This is a genomic window from Shimia sp. CNT1-13L.2, assembly GCF_024331145.1.
GTDB lineage: Bacteria > Pseudomonadota > Alphaproteobacteria > Rhodobacterales > Rhodobacteraceae > Shimia.
In genome coordinates this window covers 512,059-528,933 of the sequence record NZ_JANDJO010000002.1, presented here as the reverse complement: position 1 = coordinate 528,933, position 16,875 = coordinate 512,059, and the positions used below count along the sequence as shown (strand labels likewise).

The window sequence follows — 16,875 nt, the reverse complement described above, 5'->3', positions numbered from 1 at the left end:
TTCAGGCCTCCGGCACGTCATAGAAGTCCTGCTTGTAGAACTCCTGCTGCCCATCCAGTTCACGGGCCTTCTGATAGGCCGGACGCGCTTCGATCCGCGCGATATAGGCCTGCACATTCGGGAAACGGTCAAGCCGCACATAGTAAGGCGCCGAGAACAGGTTGAACCCCATCATCGTATCCGCCGCCGAAAACCCCGACGGCAACAGCCAGTCGCGATCCGCAAGCACCCGGTCCATGGCCTTCAGCGTTGCACCAAGACGGGCCGCCTCAAGTTTCATCATCACCGGAGAGGCCGGTGTCGGATCCCCCATGAACAGATGCTGCATGTTGAGCGAGCCGAGTATACTGGCCTGCGTTTCCCCAAACCCCAGCCACTCGAGATACGCCACCCGCTCGGGATCGCCCGGCAACCGTCCCAGCCCGTGCTCGGGCCGGGTCTCGGCAAGGTATTCGATGATGGCCGGGCTTTCGAAGATGGTGATCCCGTCAATTTCCAGCGCGGGCACACGTCCCACCGGAGAAATCGCCTTGAACTCCGCCGCACGCAACGATCCATCGGTGATGGAATAGTGCTTGAGCTCCGCGCGCAGCCCCATCTCCTCAAGAAGCCAGAGCACGCGGAACGATCGCGAAAACGGAATGTGGTGCAACAGGATCATGCGGCCTCCTCGTCCTCCTCGACCAGCTGGATCAGCGCGGCACCGTCCTGCACCTGATCACCAGCATGGGCCAGAACCTCGGCCACGATGCCATCGCGTGCGGCCAAAAGCGAGTGTTCCATCTTCATCGCTTCCAGAATGGCAAGGCGATCGCCTTCCTTCACCTCTTGTCCCGGCTCGGCAAAGATCGCCTTCACCAAGCCCGGCATCGGTGCTGCAATCACGTTGCCCGCCGCGCCACCATCGGCATCCCGCGCCAGCGGATCAACCACGTCGAACTCCATCCCGTAGCGGGCAAAAACGCTGACCTTGCCGTCACTTACGCCCACGGGCGCGGCGCGTTTGCCATCAAGATGCCAGCCGCCACCGATGCGTTCGGCAACAACGGTTGTCTCGCCAACCAGAACCTCTGCCCTGTCGGCACCATCCATCATCACCTTGACCACGACCTCTTCGTCGCCATGCGCGATGGTGACACTGCGCTCCAGCGGTCCCCAGAGATTGAACCCGCCTTCCGGGGCCGATGCCGCGTTCAGACCCAGCGCGACCATTCCCGCCCATGCGGTCTGGGCCGCGGTCGGGGCCACCTCCTGCACCAGGTCATCCAGATCCCGTGCAATCAGGCCCGTGTCCACTTCGCCCGCGGCAAAGCCCGCGTGGTCACACAAAGCACCCAGAAATGCGAGGTTGGTCACCGTGCCGCCAACCTGCGTCTCGGCAAGTGCCGTGCGCATCCGCGACAGCGCAACTGCACGAGTTGGCCCATGGGTGATGATCTTGGCAATCATCGGGTCATAGAACGGGCTGATCGTGTCGCCGGTCCGAACCCCGCTGTCCGAGCGCGCCCCTTCCGGGAAATCCAGATGGCTCAGGGTGCCCGTCGCAGGCAGGAAGCCCTTGGGCACATCTTCGGCATAAAGGCGCACCTCGAAACTGTGACCATAGATCGTCAGCTCTTCCTGGCTCGCAGGCAGGCTTTCCCCTGCCGCAACCCGCAGCTGCCATTCCACAAGGTCAACGCCCGTGATCGCCTCGGTCACCGGATGCTCCACCTGCAGGCGGGTGTTCATTTCCATGAACCAGAACCCATCCGCCCGCAACCCGTCTGAGCCGTCCACGATGAACTCGACCGTACCCGCGCCCTTGTAGCCAATCGCCTCGGCGGCACGCACACCGGCCTGCCCCATCGCCTCACGCACCTCGGCGCTCATGCCCGGCGCGGGGGCCTCTTCGATCACCTTCTGGTGGCGACGCTGCAACGAACAGTCCCGCTCGAACAGATGCACCGCATGGGTGCCATCACCAAAGACCTGCACCTCGACGTGGCGCGGCTGGGTCACGTATTTCTCGATCAGAACATCCGCATTGCCAAAGGCCGTGGTGGCCTCGCCCTGCGCACTGGCAAGCGCATCCGCGAACTCTTCGGGTGCCTCGACAAGGCGCATCCCCTTGCCGCCACCGCCGGCAACCGCCTTGATCAGAACGGGATAGCCGATCTTCTCGGCCTCTGATGCAAGGAAAGCCGCATCCTGATTGTCGCCGTGATAGCCCGGCACCACCGGAACACCGGCCTCTTCCATCAACGCCTTGGCGGCATCCTTGAGCCCCATCTTGCGGATCGCATCTGCCGAGGGGCCGATGAAGACCAGACCGGCCTTTTCAACCGCGTCCACAAAGTCCGGGTTCTCGGAGAGGAACCCATAACCGGGGTGGATCGCCTGCGCACCGGTCTCCTGCGCGGCAGCAATGATCACATCGCCCTTAAGATAGCTTTCGGCAGGCGCCGATCCGCCGATATGCACGGCCTCGTCCGCCATCGCGACATGTTTCGAAAGCGCATCCGCATCCGAGTAAACAGCCACGGTTTTCACACCCATCGCACGGGCAGTTTCCATCACGCGGCAGGCGATTTCGCCACGGTTTGCAATCAGGATTTTATTGAACATCGGGTTGGTCCTTGTTGGTTAGGACGGAGCCGGGGGCGCTGCCCCCGGACCCCCGGGAGTATTTGAGCAAAGAAGAAGATTACATCCGGAACACGCCGAACCTGGTCTCTTCGATCGGCGCACAAAGCGAGGCCGACAGCGACAGGGCAAGCACATCGCGCGTCTTGCGCGGGTCGATGATGCCGTCATCCCAAAGGCGCGCCGAAGCATAGAGCGGGTGGCTCTGGTGCTCGAACATGTCCAGCGTGGGTTGTTTGAAGGCAGCCTCTTCCTCGGCCGACCATTCCCCGCCCTGCCGTTCGATGGCGTCGCGTTTCACGGTGGCCAGAACACCAGCCGCCTGTTCGCCGCCCATCACCGAGATCCGGCTGTTAGGCCAGGTCCACAGGAAACGCGGGCTATAGGCGCGACCGGCCATGCCATAGTTGCCGGCCCCGAAAGAGCCGCCCACCAGCATGGTGATCTTCGGCACCTTGGTGGTGGCCACGGCGGTCACCATCTTTGCGCCATGGCGGGCGATGCCTTCGGCTTCGTATTTCTGCCCGACCATGAAACCGGTGATGTTTTGCAGGAACACCAGCGGAATACCCCGCTGCGAACACAGCTCCACGAAATGCGCGCCCTTGGCGGCACTTTCGGAATAGAGCACGCCATTGTTGGCCACGATACCAACCGGACAACCTTTGACATGGGCAAAACCGGTCACCAGCGTCTCGCCAAAGCGGGGTTTGAATTCATCGAACCGCGACCCATCCACGGTGCGGGCAATGACTTCGCGAATGTCATAGGGCGTCCGCAGCCCTGCCGGAACCACGCCAAGGATTTCCTCGGGGTCATAGGCTGGTTCTTCAGACGATTGCCATTGCACGGTCTGCGGCTTGGTGCGGTTCAGGTGGCTCACCGCGCGACGTGCCAGCGCCAGCGCGTGGGCGTCGTCCTCGGCCAGGTAATCCGCCACGCCAGAGAGGCGCGTGTGGACATCACCGCCACCAAGGTCTTCGGCAGACACAACCTCGCCCGTCGCGGCCTTTACCAGCGGAGGGCCGGCAAGGAAGATGGTCCCCTGCTCTTTCACGATGATTGTCACATCCGACATCGCCGGCACATAGGCGCCCCCTGCCGTACAGGAGCCCATCACGACCGCGATCTGCGGAATGCCCTGGGCGCTCATGTTCGCCTGGTTAAAGAAGATGCGACCAAAGTGCTCGCGATCCGGGAACACCTCATCCTGGTTCGGCAGGTTCGCACCGCCCGAGTCCACAAGGTAGATGCAAGGAAGGTTGCATTCTTCCGCGATCTCCTGCGCCCGCAGGTGTTTCTTCACGGTCATCGGATAGTAGGTGCCGCCCTTCACGGTGGCATCGTTGCAGACCACCATGACTTCCTGGCCTTCAACCCGGCCAATCCCGGCAATCACACCGGCACAGGGCGCGGCATCGCCATACATGTCATGCGCCGCCGTGGCACCGACCTCAAGGAAAGGAGAGCCCGGATCAAGCAGGTTCGCCACCCGCTCGCGCGGCAGCATCTTGCCACGGCTGACGTGACGCTCGCGCGAACGCTCGCCGCCGCCCTGGGTCGCCTTGGCCGCCGCTTCCGCCACCACGCCCAGCGCCTCGAGATGCGCGGCACGGTTGGCCTGGAAATCGTCTGACGTGGTCAGAGCCTTGGATTGGATTTTCGCCATGATTTCAAATCCTTCGAATTCAGTTCACAACAAGCTGCGCTTCTAGGTAAAGCGCCTGCTCGCCGGTCAGGTACATTTGGCAGGACACGGTTGCCGGGCCACCGCCAGTCCCCCCGCCCCAGAGAGAGCGTTCATAATCGCAGGAGGCATCGCGGTAGGCGATCCAGGCCCGCTGCATCGCCAGCAACGCCTCGGCCTGCGACGGGGCGCTCGCCCCGATTTCGCGCATCTCCGCATCCACGCTCTTGGCACCAGCACGAACCGCCCCGTAGGCCGCATTCAGACGCGCGTCCCAATAGAGGCGCTCCTGTTCGAGACAGCCCCCCATACCCACGGTCGACCACCCGCCGGGCGTGGCCTCCATGCAGGCATTGGCCGACGACCCGATACAGCTTTTGGGGTCACCCGTCTCATCAAGTGCGGCAAGACAGCTTTCCGTCGCCGCAGCCGAGAACACCATCTCCTGCGCCATGGCAGGCATCGCCATAAACGGCAGAAAAATCAGTGCTTTTAGTCTCATCGCTAGGCCTCCGCAAGTGTCTTGATGGCGGGGTCTCCCCGCCACCAGATCACGCCTGTTTCGCCATCAGTTCGCGACCGATCAGCATCCGGCGGATTTCCGACGTCCCCGCGCCGATTTCCATCAGCTTGGCATCGCGGAAGATACGGCCCACCGGGTTGTCCGAAAGGTAACCGGCACCGCCAAAGGCCTGAACGGCCTGGTGCGCAACAACCATCGCTTCCTCTGAGGCATAGAGACAGCAGGCAGCGGCATCCTGACGGGTGATCTCACCACGGTCACAGGCCTTGGCCGCCTCGTAAACATAGGCGCGGGACGAGTTCATCTTGGTGTACATGTCGGCGATCTTGCCCTGCATCAGCTGGAAGTTACCGATCGGCTGACCAAACTGCTTGCGCTCGACCATGTAGGGCATCACCTCGTCAAGGCAGGCCGCCATGATCCCGGTGCCGATCCCGGCAAGAACCACACGCTCATAGTCAAGGCCCGACATCAGAACCTTCACACCCTTGCCTTCTTCGCCAAGGATGTTCTCGAACGGCACTTCCACGTCTTCAAAGATCAACTCGGCGGTGTTCGAGCCGCGCATCCCCAGCTTGTCAAAGTGCGGCGAGGTCGAGAAACCCTTCATTTCCTTTTCGATCAGGAAGGCGGTGATGCCCTTGGGGCCCGCATCCGGATCTGTCTTGGCATAGACGACGAGGGTATCCGCATCCGGACCATTGGTAATCCAGTACTTGTTGCCGTTCAGGACAAAGCGGTCATTGCGCTTTTCCGCACGCAGCTTCATCGACACCACGTCCGATCCTGCCGACGGCTCCGACATGGCCAGCGCGCCAACATGGTCACCCGACAGAAGACGTGGGAGATACTTCTGCTTCTGTTCTTCGTTGCCGTTCAGCTTGATCTGGTTCACGCAGAGGTTCGAATGCGCACCATAGCTCAGCGAAACCGAGGCCGAGGCACGGGCGATCTCTTCGACCACGATGACGTGCGCAAGATAGGACATGCCCGCCCCACCGTATTCCTCGGGCACCGTGACACCCAGAAGACCAAGCTCGCCAAACTCTTTCCAAAGCTCGTTGGGGAATTCGTTTTTCAAATCGACGTCCGCGGCCATCGGCTTGATCCGCTCCTGGGCGAAGCGATGCACCATCTCGCGCATCGCGTTGACGTCTTCACCCAGATCAAAATTCATTGTGTGCATGAACATCGCTCAAAGTCTCCCATTATTGAACGCTTGTTCATATAACTACGCGACAAGCCGATTCCGTTCAAGAAATATTCCGACTCCCGTATAACTACGACGTTGGGTCACGCAGAATGCGAAAGACCGGCCCGCCAAAGCGGACCGGTCCAACAGACACCATTCAATGAAACCGATTGCGAAACGCCCGTTAGGCGCCCTGGAAAACAGCCGCCACCTCTGACCGGATAATCCGCGCGATCTGCGCGCAATCCTCAAGGCTGAACGTCAACGGAATGCGCATGTCCATGATCCCGCCCAAAACGCGATCACTCTCCGGCATCCGTTCGGAAGGCGCGTAACGCCAGCTGTCATAGCGCGAGGTAAAGGCGACAGGCTCAGAGCCACCAAACCATTTGACCTCGACACCCCGTGCCGCACAGCGTTTCACTACCTCGGCGATCTTCTCTTCACTCCAGTCGAGCAAAAGGAACTGGATGGAAGACCCGACATAGGTCTCTTCTTCCGGACGCTCGACAACCGTAAGGCCCGGCGTATCGCGCAGCCCTTCCTCAACAACGCGGTACCGTGCGTTCCAGCGTTCAACCTGCGTGCCCAGATCACGCAACTGCGGGCGCAGAATGGCGGCCCTGAGATGATCCATCCGCCCCGAGACATTGGGCGTCACGTATTTCACCTGCTCGAACACTTCGACCGGCGGCCGCGCAAGGTGACGTTCATACAGCATGTAAGAGCCCGACAGCATGATCGCCCGCGCCATAAGCAGGTCGTCATCCGAGATCAGCAAACCGCCCTCGCCCGAATTGGCGTGCTTGTAAGTCTGGGTGGAATAACAGGCAAAGACACCGTAACGCCCCGAAAGGGTCTCGCGCCACTTGGCGCCCATCGTATGTGCGCAATCCTCGACCACCTTGATGCCGTGGCTGTCGCAAATCTCCATCAGGCGATCCATGTCGCACAGATGCCCTCGCATGTGGCTGAGCATCAGAACATCCGCCTGCCCTGCCTTGGCCTCAAGATCATCAAGATCAATCACCAGCGCCTCGGTCACCCCAACGAACACCGGCACCGCACCAACACTGGCAATCGCCCCCGGCACCGGCGCAAGGGTAAAGGCATTGGTCAACACCCGGTCTCCGGGTTTCACACCCAATGCCCGCAGGGCCGTGGCCATGGCATACCCGCCAGACGCCACCGCAAGACAGTATTTCGCGCCCATCTGCTCCGCGAACTCCTGCTCGAGCAGCGCCACTTCGCCATCTTCGCCCGGCCCCACGTTGTAGCGGTGCAAACGTCCGCTCTGCATCACGCGCAGCGCCGCCTCGATCGCCTCGTCCGGGATCGGTTCCTGCTGGGTGAAATTGCCTTCGAATATCTCAGTCATGGACGCAGCATTGTCGCCCTTCCCGCACGCCGTCAACGTCCATTCCACCGCAAGATCGGCGAAAACCGCCTTGAAAACCACATCTGCATGTCGCGAACAGACTTCTGGACTCACGATGGGCTGCTACGCTTCCCCTTATGAGAGGGAGAAAACGATGGCTGACCAAATTGACTTCATTCACACGCTGACTTGGGAAGACCTGCCGCAAAAGGTGCGCACCCAGACCCACCTGAACCTCCTTGATGTTCTGGGCGTCGGGGTTGCCGGCAGCCAGACCCAGACCTCTGCCATCATCTGCACCCACGCTCACGAAGATTTCGGCGGCACAATCCCCCTGATGTTCGACGGCCGCACGAGCAGCCCGCTCGGCTTTGCGCTGGCCGCAGGCATGACCATCGACTCGGTTGATGGTCACGACGGCTTCAACCCGGCCAAGGGCCACATCGCCGCCCCCATGATCCCCGCCGCTATCGCTGCGGCGCATGAAGTTGGCGCATCCGGCAAACAACTTCTCGAAGCCATCGTGGTCGGTTACGAGATCGGCGCCCGTACTTCCATGGCCCAGCACGCCACCGCCCCCGATTACCACACCTCGGGCAGCTGGGGGGCTGTCGCCGCAGCAGCAGCCGTCTCCCGCCTCATGGGGCTGGACCGCGAAACCACCCGCCACGCCCTTGGCATCGCCGAATACCACGGCCCGCGCAGCCAAATGATGCGCTGCATCGACTTTCCGACAATGGTCAAGGATGGGGCCGGCTGGGGATCAATGTGCGGCATCTCTGCTGCACGCCTTGCCGCCAAGGGTTTCACCGGCGCGCCGGCCATCACTGTCGAGGACGCATCCGAGTATTGGACCGACCTCGGCACCCGCTGGTACTGCCTTGAGCAATACTACAAACCCTACCCCGTCTGCCGCTGGGCCCAGGCCCCGATGGAAGGCACCATGGCCCTGCAAAAGGCGCATGACGTCACCGCCGACCAGATTGCCAAAATCGAAGTCCACACCTTCCACGAATCCGTGCGCCTTGCCATGAAACGCCCGCAAAGCGGTGATGAGGCGCAATACTCAACGTCCTTCCCCACCGCGGTCGCCGCCGTCCACGGCACCGTGCGCCCGGAACACCTTGAGGGCGACGCCCTGTTTGATCCGGAAATCCTGCGCCTGTCGGATGCAATGGACATGCAGGAGTCCGACCACGCCAACGAACACTTCCCCGCCAAACGCCTTGCCCGCGTGGCGCTGGTCCTGAAAGACGGCACCCGCCACGAAGGCGACTGGAACGAACCGCGCTGGGATCACACCAATCCGCCCACGCCTCAGGACCTCAGCGATAAGTTCCACGGCCTAACAGAACCGGTTTTTGGAAAGGATCGCGCCCGCGCATTGGAAACGGCGATCATGGGGCTGGCCGAAACCGGCCTGGCACCCCTGACAGATCAGCTATTCACGCCAATCAAGGCCTGAACCAGCGCGGGAAGGTCGGCATAGTCCTGCAACAGGGCTTCCGGCTCCAGCGCCGCCATATCCTCGCCGCTGGGGCCAAAAGTCACCAGAACAGACGGCACACCGGCGTTTCGCGCGGTTTCGCGGTCGGTCACGCTGTCCCCGATCAGAACGGTCTGCGCCGGATCACCCCCAAGCCGCCGCGCGGTTTCCGTAAGCGGCAGGGGATCAGGCTTGCGCACCGGCAGCGTGTCGGCCCCGATCAAAGCGCCAAACGCATCCCGCACCCCAAGCGATGCCATCAACTGCTCGGCAAGGCGTTCGGGCTTGTTGGTGCAGATCCCGACGCCATAGCCCATGTCGCTCAACACGGCCACGGCCTCCATCGCACCGGGGTACATGACGGTATGCGTATCAATCGCCGCGCCATAAGCCTCCAGCAGCACCGGATAGTATTTCTCGACCGTTGCCTGATCCATCCGGCCAATCCGTGTCAGGCCGAGGGATAACATTGCTTTGCCCCCCCGCAGCGCCGTGCCCGCGTCGGTCTCGACACTCAGAACATCGCCCTCGCCCATATCGCGAAAGCAGGCATTGGCAGCGGCAAGAAGATCACCGCTTGTATCGGCCAAGGTGCCATCCAGATCAAAGACCACTGTTCGCATCTGCCCTTACCCCTCGAAATGGCATGTTTCCGCCCAACGCTGTTACACGCCGTAATGCCTTTTGATGGGCCTCGGCCTTGCGTCGATACCGTGAACGGATAAAACGGGCACAACACAAATTCAAAGAGAAAACACATGAGCATTGCCCTCGTCATCCTTGCCGCAGGCAAAGGCACCCGGATGAACTCGGACCAACCCAAGGTCCTCCACCAGATCGCCAACGCGCCGATGCTCGTCCATGCGATGCAGTCCGGCGCGGTTCTCGACCCCGCCCGCACTATCATCGTCGCGGGCCACGGGTTCGACGCGGTCAAGGCAAGTGTCGAGGCATATGACCCGGAGGCGACGGTCGTCCTTCAGGAAGAGCAAAAGGGCACCGCCCACGCCGTCGACGCCGCACGCGCGGCACTTGAAGACTTCGAAGGCGACGTGATTGTCCTCTTCGGCGATACGCCTTTCGTACAGCCCGAAACCCTCGAGCGCATGGCCGCCGCCCGTCAGGACAACGCGGTTGTCGTTCTTGGTTTTGAAGCGGCAGACCCCGGCAAATACGGGCGTCTCGTGATGCAGGGTGACAGCCTCGAAGCGATCGTCGAATTCGCTGATGCGACAGATGAGCAACGCGCCATAACATTCTGTAATAGTGGCGTAATGCTGGTTGAGAAAAGCACGCTCTTTTCGATGATCGACGCGGTCGAAGCCAACAACGCACAGGACGAATACTACCTGACCGACATCGTCGGAATTGCCCGCGAACGCGGCCTTTCGGTGACGGCTGTTGCCTGCGACGAGGCCGAAACCCTCGGCATCAACTCGCGCCTGCACCTCGCGCAGGCCGAGGCGGTTTTCCAGTCTCGCGCCCGCACCGAGCTGATGGAAATGGGGGTCACCCTGCAACAGCCGGACACCGTCATGCTGTCCTACGATACGGTGATCGGGCGTGACACGGTGATCGAACCCAACGTCTATTTCGGCCCCGGCGTGACCATCGAAAGCGGCGCCCACATCCGCGCCTTTTCGCACCTCGAAGGGTGCCACGTGTCCCGCGGCAGCATTGTCGGCCCCTACGCCCGCCTGCGCCCGGGTGCCGAGTTGGCAGAAGACGCGCGGATCGGCAACTTCGTCGAAATCAAGAATGCCACGCTGGATGCCGGCGCCAAGGTCAACCACCTCACCTATATCGGCGATGCCTCTGTCGGCGCGGCGACCAACATCGGCGCAGGCACCATCACCTGCAACTATGACGGCGTCATGAAGCACAAGACAACCATCGGCGCCAATGCCTTCATCGGCTCTAACACCATGCTCGTCGCTCCGGTCACCGTGGGAGATGGCGCGATGACGGCAAGCGGTTCGGTAATCACCAAGGACGTGCCGTCCGAGGCCCTGGCCCTTGCCCGCGCCGAACAGGTCAACAAACCGGGGCTGGCGCGAAAATTATTCGAATTGTTAAAGTCTAAGAAAGCCAAACGCGACAAGGAGGCCAAATAATGTGCGGTATTGTAGGGGTTCTCGGAAACCACGAAGCGGCCCCAATCCTTGTTGAAGCCCTGAAACGCCTCGAATATCGCGGCTATGACAGCGCCGGGATCGCCACCGTTTACGAAGGCGATCTCGCCCGTCGCCGTGCCGTTGGCAAACTGGTCAACCTCTCCGACCTGCTGGTGCATGATCCCCTGCGCGGCAAGGCCGGCATCGGCCATACACGCTGGGCCACCCACGGTGCGCCCTCGGTTGACAACGCCCACCCCCACCGCGCCGGCCCCGTTGCCGTGGTGCACAACGGGATCATTGAAAATTTCCGCGAATTGCGGGCCGAACTGTCCGAAGCAGGCATCGACTTTGCCACCGAGACCGATACCGAAACCGTCGCCCTGCTGACGCAGCACCACATCGAACAGGGCTTGTCGCCCGTCGACGCCGCCCGCGCAACCCTTGCCCGCCTTGAGGGGGCCTTTGCCCTCGCTTTCCTCTTTGAGGGCGAGGAAGATCTGATCGTTGCCGCGCGCAAGGGCTCTCCTCTCGCCATCGGCCACGGGGACGGAGAGATGTTCGTCGGCTCCGACGCAATCGCGCTGGCCCCGCTGACCGACCGGATCACCTATCTCGAGGAAGGCGACAGCGCCGTTCTCACCCGCACATCGCTTGAAATACGCAATGAGGCCGGCGAGATTGCCAACCGCGAGATGCGCACCATCCGCATTGATCAGGCCCGCGTCGACAAGGGCGGCCACAAGCATTTCATGGCCAAGGAAATCGCCGAACAGCCCACCGTCATCGGCGAGGCCGTGCGCCACTACCTGTCCGGCGATGGTGCCAAGGTCGTCCTGCCCGGCGATGGCATTGATTTCACCAAGGTGAACCGCCTGACAATGGTGGCATGTGGCACCGCCTACTATGCCTGCCTGACCGCGAAATACTGGTTCGAACAGGTCGCGCAGCTGCCTGTCGAGGTCGATATCGCCTCTGAATTCCGCTACCGTGAACCGCCGATCACCGAGGGCACCCTCGCCCTTTTCGTGAGCCAGTCCGGCGAAACCGCCGACACACTCGCCGCCCTGCGCTACTGCGACGGCAAGGCCGACAAGATCGTCTCGGTCGTCAATGTTCCCGAAAGCTCGATCGCCCGCGAAAGCGATCTCGCCCTGCCCATTCTTGCCGGCACCGAGATTGGCGTCGCCTCGACCAAGGCCTTCACCTGCCAGCTGACGGTGCTTTTGATGCTTGCCCTCAAGGCCGCATCCGACCGGGGCGTCATGTCGGCAGAGGACATTCAGGACAAACTCTCGGCCCTGCGCACCCTGCCGGGCATCCTGAACGCCACGCTCGAACGCGAAGGCAAGCTGCAATCAGCTGCCCGCAAGCTCGCCGAGGCGCGCGACATTCTGTTCCTGGGTCGCGGTCTGATGTATCCGCTGGCCCTTGAAGGTGCGCTGAAACTCAAGGAAATCAGCTACATCCACGCCGAAGCTTATGCCAGCGGCGAGTTGAAACACGGCCCCATCGCCCTGATCGACAAACATGTTCCCGTGGTGGTTCTCGCCCCCCGTGACGCCCTGTTCGACAAGACCGTCAGCAACATGCAGGAAGTCATGGCCCGCAACGGCAAGGTGCTCCTGATCACCGATACCCCCGGTGCAGACGAAGGGGCCGAAGGGGCCTGGGAGGTTGTCACCCTGCCCGAGGTCGACCCGATCCTCTCGCCCATCCTCTACGCGATCCCGGCGCAGCTTCTGGCCTATCACACCGCCGTTGCCAAAGGCACCGACGTTGACCAGCCACGCAACCTCGCCAAATCCGTGACGGTGGAATAATGGCCAAACAGTTCCCCAGCATCGAAGCCCCGCACCGCGCCTTCATCGAAGCGCAGCACATGTTCTTTGTCGGCAGCGCCGCCCCCACGGGCCGCGTCAACATCTCGCCCAAGGGCATGGACAGCCTGCGGGTGCTGGGGGAAAACCGCATCATCTGGCGCAATCTCACCGGCAGCGGCAATGAAACCGCCGGCCACCTCAAGCTTGCCAACCGCATGACCCTCATGTGGTGCGGCTTCGAAAAGCGCCCGATGATCCTGCGCGCCTATGGCAGCGCCCGCACCCTGCACCGCCGCGATGCCGAGTTTGACGAGCTGAACGCCATGTTCCCCGAGATCGTCAGCGCCCGCCAGATCTATGACATGACCGTCGACATGGTGCAGACATCCTGCGGCTATGCCGTGCCCTTCTATGACCACGTCGGCGAACGCGATACCCTTGCCAAATGGGCCGAGGATCGCGGTGCAGACGGCATTCGCACCTACTGGGAAGAGCGCAACCAGCACACCATCGACGGGTTGCCAACCGACATTCTGGGGCCTTCCGATGACACGTGACGACGCGCTTGCAGAGCTGAAATCCCACATCGAGCCCGGCCGCGCTGAACAGATGGCGGCCTATCACAAGCAGACCCGCGAGGTTCTGGGCATCCCGAATCCGGCCCTGAACGACGTGACAAAAGCCTGGCGTCAGACCCTGACGGTGGATGAGCGCGTCGCTCTCGCGGCTGACCTCTGGAAAACCGACATCTTCGAAGCGCGCATTGCGGCGGCCAAACTCCTGACGCAGGCCCGCATCCGTCCGGATGATGCCGCCTGGGACCTGATCCAGACCTGGGTGCCCGATTTCGACGGCTGGGCCATTGCCGATCACGTCTGCATGGCCGGCCAGAAACGCCTTGTCGCCGATCCCTCCCGCCTTGATGCCGTCGAGGCATGGACAACGTCGGATCACATGTGGACACGCCGCGCGGCCCTCGTGATCACCCTGCCCTGGGCCAAGCAGAACTTTCCCAAACCGGCCGAACTCCAAGCCCGCGACCGCGTGCTCGGTTGGGCCGCGTCATATGTCGACGATCCGGAATGGTTCATTCAAAAGGCCGTCGCATGGTGGGTGCGCGACCTCTCGAAACATGACGTGCCCCGCGCCAGCGCCTTCCTCGAAACTTACGGCGACCGCCTCAAGCCCTTTGCCCGCAAGGAGGCTGGCAAATATCTGAAATAGCGCCTTAACTGCCGGACACTGACACTTCTGCCAGATCCGTCAGCGGAATGCCCAAGGCCTGCATCGCTTGCAACGACAGGCGGGAACCGGCGGTGTCTTCGCCGACCAGCGGGATCAACGTCACCTCCACGCTCTGCCCGCCATAACGCACCCGCCCCGGTCCCGGCACCTTGGCCAGTGGCGTCTTCAGCCACAGCCCCGGCTCGGTCGCCGTGCCCAGAGACACGACGGTCTTGCCCAAATCCCCTTTGGGGCCAATCGCGCTGATGGGGGCAACTTCCGCATCTTCCCCTGTTGCGCCGTCCACGTCCAAGGGGTCAACTTCGGTCGTTTCCTCGGGGGCTGACTTCTTGCCAAATCGGTCCAGCACAGGCCAGTCCGGCATCTTCACCTGCGACAGCCCGCCTTCACACGCCATCAGCCCCAGCAATGCCAGCCCGCAAATTCCAAACTTCCAAGAATTGTCCATCATCTTCCGCCCTTGCCCCGCCACCAAACTCACACTACCTATAACGCTATGACTGCACCCTTGATCGACCCCTTCCAGCGCGCTGTCAATTACCTGCGCGTCTCCGTCACCGACCGCTGCGATTTCCGCTGCGTCTATTGCATGTCGGAGAACATGACCTTCCTTCCCAAAAAGGAACTCCTGACGCTCGAGGAATTGGACCGCCTCTGCTCCGCCTTTGTCGACCTTGGTGTTGAGAAACTGCGCATTACAGGCGGAGAACCGCTGGTACGTCGTGACATCATGACGTTCTTCCAGGGCATGACCCGCCATCTCGACAGCGGCAAGCTCAAGGAACTCACACTCACGACCAACGGCTCGCAGCTCGAAAAATACGCAGATCAGCTCTATGCCGCCGGGGTGCGCCGCGTGAACATCTCACTCGATACCATCGTCGAGGAGAAATTCGCCGAGATCACCCGCTGGGGCCGCCTGCCCCAGGTCCTGCGCGGCATCGACGCCGCCCAGAAGGCAGGGCTGCGCGTCAAGATCAATGCCGTCGCCCTCAAGGGCTTCAACGAAGACGAAATGATCCCGATCACCCGCTGGTGCGCCGAGCGCGACATGGATCTCACATGGATCGAGGTCATGCCGATGGGCGACCTTGGCAACGAGGACCGTCTTGACCAGTACTGGTCGCTCAAGGATCTGCGCGCCCGTCTGGGCGAAGAATACACGCTGACCGACCTTGCCGAACGCACCGGCGGTCCGGCCCGCTATGTGCGGCTGGAAGAAACCGGTCAGAAGATCGGTTTCATCACCCCGCTGACGCATAACTTCTGCGAAAGCTGCAACCGTGTGCGCCTGACCTGCACCGGCCAATTGTTCATGTGCCTTGGGCAAGAAGACATGTACGACCTGCGCGAACCGCTGCGCAGCTCAACCGACCCCGAGGTTCTCGAAGAAGCGATCCGCGCCGCGATCCGGCTCAAGCCCAAGGGCCATGACTTTGACTATTCGCGCCAGCGTGCCGATGGCCAGATGTCGCGCCACATGAGCCACACAGGCGGCTGATGCCTCCCGCCCCTCTGACGTTTGTCACGCGCCTCTATCAGGCGCTGACCTTTGCTGCCGCGCCCTTGGCCATGCGCGCCGCACGTCGCCGTTTCATCGCCACCAACGCCCCGCTGGATCGCCTGCGCGAACGCAATGGCCATGCCTCCAAACCGCGCCCCCAAGGCACTTTGGTCTGGATGCACACTGTCAGCGTCGGTGAATTCCTGTCGGTCCTCGATCTCGTCAGGGAAATCACCGAGGCCGGCCACCGGGTTCTGGTTACGACAACAACCGGAACCGCCGCCGCCCTCGCCGAAAAGCGCCTGCCCGATGGCGCCCTGCACCAGTTCTCGCCGATCGACACGCCACAGGCCGTGCGCCGTTTCCTGTCCCACTGGAAACCGGACCTCGCAGTCTTTGTCGAAAGCGAAATCTGGCCCAACCAGATTCTTCAGGCCAAATCGCGGGACATTCCGCTGGCCCTGATCAACGCCCGCCTGTCGGCCAAGTCGCTGACCCAATGGCAAAAACTCTCCGCCACCGCCCGCGCCCTCTTTACCCGCTTCGACTGTATCCTCTGTCAGGTCCGCGGCACCGAACAGGCCCTCGAACTCCTCGGCGCACCACGCAGCGCCCTGTGCACCACTGGCGACATGAAAGCCGCCTCCGCCCCCCTGCCCTTCGACGCAGACGAGGCGGCAAAGCTGAAAGCCCAGATCGGCACGCGGCCCATCTGGGTGGCGTCCTCGACCCATCCAGGGGAAGAGTCTCTCGTGACCGAAGCGCACCGCGCCGTCACCGCCCAATGCCCAGACGCCCTGCAAATCCTTGTCCCGCGCCACCCGGACCGGGGCAACGAGATCGAGGCGCAGTTGCGTTCCGAAGGCTGGACGATTGCACGGCGCAGCCGGGGCGAAACACCAAGCCCGGACACCCAGATCTACCTCGCCGACACGCTTGGCGAAACCGGACTGTGGTATCACCTCGCGCCCATCACCTTTATCGCCGGATCCTTCACACCCGTCGGCGGGCACAACCCCTACGAACCCGCCCATTTCGACTGCGCCATCCTGCACGGCCCGCAACACGCCAACTTCAGCCTTGCCTATGGCGAGATGAAAAACCACGCGGCCTGTCTTGAGGTCGCAGACGCCCAGGCCCTCGGCACGACCGTCGCCCGCCTTCTGAAGGACCCCCAGCAGACGTCTCTCGCAGACAACGCCCGCGCCTATGTGGCCTCTGCCCAGAACATCCGCCAGGACGTCCTGCGCGATCTGCTTGACCTCATGAAATAAGGGCCGCACCTCGCGGCGCGACCC

At 62.2% G+C, this 16,875-nt stretch carries 15 protein-coding genes; 7 read left to right on the top strand and 8 right to left on the bottom strand.

The features are described 5' to 3' along the window. Position 1 precedes the first annotated feature (1 nt). The 6 genes from NNA36_RS06240 to NNA36_RS06215 all read right to left on the bottom strand — a co-directional run bounded on the left by NNA36_RS06240 (position 2) and on the right by NNA36_RS06215 (position 7,405). Entirely contained in the window at positions 2 to 661 is a 660-nt protein-coding gene (locus tag NNA36_RS06240; RefSeq protein WP_255105328.1) for a glutathione S-transferase family protein, read from the bottom strand. Beyond that, positions 658 to 2,607, bottom strand: coding sequence for an acetyl/propionyl/methylcrotonyl-CoA carboxylase subunit alpha (locus NNA36_RS06235; RefSeq protein ID WP_255105325.1), 1,950 nt, complete (start codon positions 2,605 to 2,607; stop codon positions 658 to 660). Before NNA36_RS06235 ends, NNA36_RS06240 begins: the two co-directional genes overlap by 4 nt. Positions 2,608 to 2,686: 79 nt before the next feature. Then, the gene (locus NNA36_RS06230) at positions 2,687 to 4,294 is read right to left on the bottom strand and encodes a carboxyl transferase domain-containing protein (protein WP_255105321.1); all 1,608 of its coding nucleotides are present in this window, start codon (positions 4,292 to 4,294) and stop codon (positions 2,687 to 2,689) included. Between the two features lie 19 nt (positions 4,295 to 4,313). Continuing rightward, the gene (locus NNA36_RS06225) at positions 4,314 to 4,814 is read right to left on the bottom strand and encodes a lysozyme inhibitor LprI family protein (RefSeq protein ID WP_255105319.1); all 501 of its coding nucleotides are present in this window, start codon (positions 4,812 to 4,814) and stop codon (positions 4,314 to 4,316) included. A 49-nt stretch (positions 4,815 to 4,863) separates the two neighbouring features. Continuing rightward, positions 4,864 to 6,027 carry an isovaleryl-CoA dehydrogenase gene (locus NNA36_RS06220; protein ID WP_255105316.1) on the bottom strand — a complete coding sequence of 388 codons (1,164 nt, stop codon included), beginning with the start codon at positions 6,025 to 6,027 and terminating at the stop codon, positions 4,864 to 4,866. A gap of 184 nt (positions 6,028 to 6,211) precedes the next feature. Further along, positions 6,212 to 7,405, bottom strand: a complete 1,194-nt coding sequence (locus tag NNA36_RS06215) for a DegT/DnrJ/EryC1/StrS aminotransferase family protein (RefSeq protein ID WP_255105314.1) — start codon at positions 7,403 to 7,405, stop codon at positions 6,212 to 6,214. Between the two features lie 154 nt (positions 7,406 to 7,559). On the opposite strand from NNA36_RS06215, the gene NNA36_RS06210 reads away from it, so the two are divergent. Further along, on the top strand, positions 7,560 to 8,870 hold the full coding sequence (locus NNA36_RS06210; RefSeq protein WP_255105312.1) for an MmgE/PrpD family protein: 1,311 nt from the start codon (positions 7,560 to 7,562) through the stop codon (positions 8,868 to 8,870). Here NNA36_RS06210 and NNA36_RS06205 read toward each other — a convergent pair. Beyond that, positions 8,843 to 9,514, bottom strand: a complete 672-nt coding sequence (locus tag NNA36_RS06205; protein ID WP_255105310.1) for an HAD-IA family hydrolase — start codon at positions 9,512 to 9,514, stop codon at positions 8,843 to 8,845. The two genes, NNA36_RS06210 and NNA36_RS06205, sit on opposite strands and share 28 nt — an antisense overlap. 135 nt (positions 9,515 to 9,649) lie before the next feature. Between NNA36_RS06205 and glmU the strand changes: the two genes are divergently transcribed. From glmU to NNA36_RS06185, 4 genes are read left to right on the top strand one after another with little or no spacing between them, the layout of a single operon-like run. Then, positions 9,650 to 11,005 carry a bifunctional UDP-N-acetylglucosamine diphosphorylase/glucosamine-1-phosphate N-acetyltransferase GlmU gene (gene glmU / locus NNA36_RS06200; RefSeq protein WP_255105308.1) on the top strand — a complete coding sequence of 452 codons (1,356 nt, stop codon included), beginning with the start codon at positions 9,650 to 9,652 and terminating at the stop codon, positions 11,003 to 11,005. Continuing rightward, positions 11,005 to 12,828, top strand: coding sequence for a glutamine--fructose-6-phosphate transaminase (isomerizing) (glmS, locus tag NNA36_RS06195; RefSeq protein WP_255105306.1), 1,824 nt, complete (start codon positions 11,005 to 11,007; stop codon positions 12,826 to 12,828). Before glmU ends, glmS begins: the two co-directional genes overlap by 1 nt. Beyond that, positions 12,828 to 13,385, top strand: coding sequence for a pyridoxamine 5'-phosphate oxidase family protein (locus tag NNA36_RS06190; protein ID WP_255105304.1), 558 nt, complete (start codon positions 12,828 to 12,830; stop codon positions 13,383 to 13,385). Before glmS ends, NNA36_RS06190 begins: the two co-directional genes overlap by 1 nt. Further along, a complete protein-coding gene (locus tag NNA36_RS06185; RefSeq protein ID WP_255105301.1) occupies positions 13,375 to 14,052 on the top strand; it encodes a DNA alkylation repair protein in 678 nt (225 codons plus the stop codon). The genes NNA36_RS06190 and NNA36_RS06185 overlap by 11 nt, the downstream gene beginning before the upstream one ends. A 4-nt stretch (positions 14,053 to 14,056) precedes the next feature. On the opposite strand, the gene NNA36_RS06180 is transcribed toward NNA36_RS06185, so the two are convergent. Continuing rightward, complete coding sequence (locus NNA36_RS06180; RefSeq protein WP_255105298.1) at positions 14,057 to 14,524, bottom strand: hypothetical protein; 468 nt, start codon at positions 14,522 to 14,524, stop codon at positions 14,057 to 14,059. Between the two features lie 45 nt (positions 14,525 to 14,569). Between NNA36_RS06180 and moaA the strand changes: the two genes are divergently transcribed. Together moaA and NNA36_RS06170 are read left to right on the top strand one after the other, a co-directional pair. Further along, positions 14,570 to 15,574, top strand: a complete 1,005-nt coding sequence (gene moaA / locus NNA36_RS06175) for a GTP 3',8-cyclase MoaA (protein ID WP_255105294.1) — start codon at positions 14,570 to 14,572, stop codon at positions 15,572 to 15,574. Next, positions 15,574 to 16,851 carry a 3-deoxy-D-manno-octulosonic acid transferase gene (locus NNA36_RS06170; protein ID WP_255105291.1) on the top strand — a complete coding sequence of 426 codons (1,278 nt, stop codon included), beginning with the start codon at positions 15,574 to 15,576 and terminating at the stop codon, positions 16,849 to 16,851. The genes moaA and NNA36_RS06170 overlap by 1 nt, the downstream gene beginning before the upstream one ends. Positions 16,852 to 16,875: the final 24 nt, after the last annotated feature.

Bases quoted from the DNA above. Each gene is read 5' to 3' on its own strand.
- NNA36_RS06205 (WP_255105310.1), bottom strand. From the start codon at position 9,514: ATGCGAACAGTGGTCTTTGATCTGGATGGCACCTTGGCCGATACAAGC.
- NNA36_RS06235 (WP_255105325.1), bottom strand. From the start codon at position 2,607: ATGTTCAATAAAATCCTGATTGCAAACCGTGGCGAAATCGCCTGCCGC.
- NNA36_RS06170 (WP_255105291.1), top strand. From the start codon at position 15,574: ATGCCTCCCGCCCCTCTGACGTTTGTCACGCGCCTCTATCAGGCGCTG.
- NNA36_RS06210 (WP_255105312.1), top strand. From the start codon at position 7,560: ATGGCTGACCAAATTGACTTCATTCACACGCTGACTTGGGAAGACCTG.
- NNA36_RS06240 (WP_255105328.1), bottom strand. From the start codon at position 661: ATGATCCTGTTGCACCACATTCCGTTTTCGCGATCGTTCCGCGTGCTC.
- moaA (WP_255105294.1), top strand. From the start codon at position 14,570: ATGACTGCACCCTTGATCGACCCCTTCCAGCGCGCTGTCAATTACCTG.
- NNA36_RS06190 (WP_255105304.1), top strand. From the start codon at position 12,828: ATGGCCAAACAGTTCCCCAGCATCGAAGCCCCGCACCGCGCCTTCATC.
- NNA36_RS06230 (WP_255105321.1), bottom strand. From the start codon at position 4,294: ATGGCGAAAATCCAATCCAAGGCTCTGACCACGTCAGACGATTTCCAG.
- NNA36_RS06215 (WP_255105314.1), bottom strand. From the start codon at position 7,405: ATGACTGAGATATTCGAAGGCAATTTCACCCAGCAGGAACCGATCCCG.
- NNA36_RS06220 (WP_255105316.1), bottom strand. From the start codon at position 6,027: ATGTTCATGCACACAATGAATTTTGATCTGGGTGAAGACGTCAACGCG.
- glmS (WP_255105306.1), top strand. From the start codon at position 11,005: ATGTGCGGTATTGTAGGGGTTCTCGGAAACCACGAAGCGGCCCCAATC.
- NNA36_RS06185 (WP_255105301.1), top strand. From the start codon at position 13,375: ATGACACGTGACGACGCGCTTGCAGAGCTGAAATCCCACATCGAGCCC.
- glmU (WP_255105308.1), top strand. From the start codon at position 9,650: ATGAGCATTGCCCTCGTCATCCTTGCCGCAGGCAAAGGCACCCGGATG.
- NNA36_RS06180 (WP_255105298.1), bottom strand. From the start codon at position 14,524: ATGATGGACAATTCTTGGAAGTTTGGAATTTGCGGGCTGGCATTGCTG.
- NNA36_RS06225 (WP_255105319.1), bottom strand. From the start codon at position 4,814: ATGAGACTAAAAGCACTGATTTTTCTGCCGTTTATGGCGATGCCTGCC.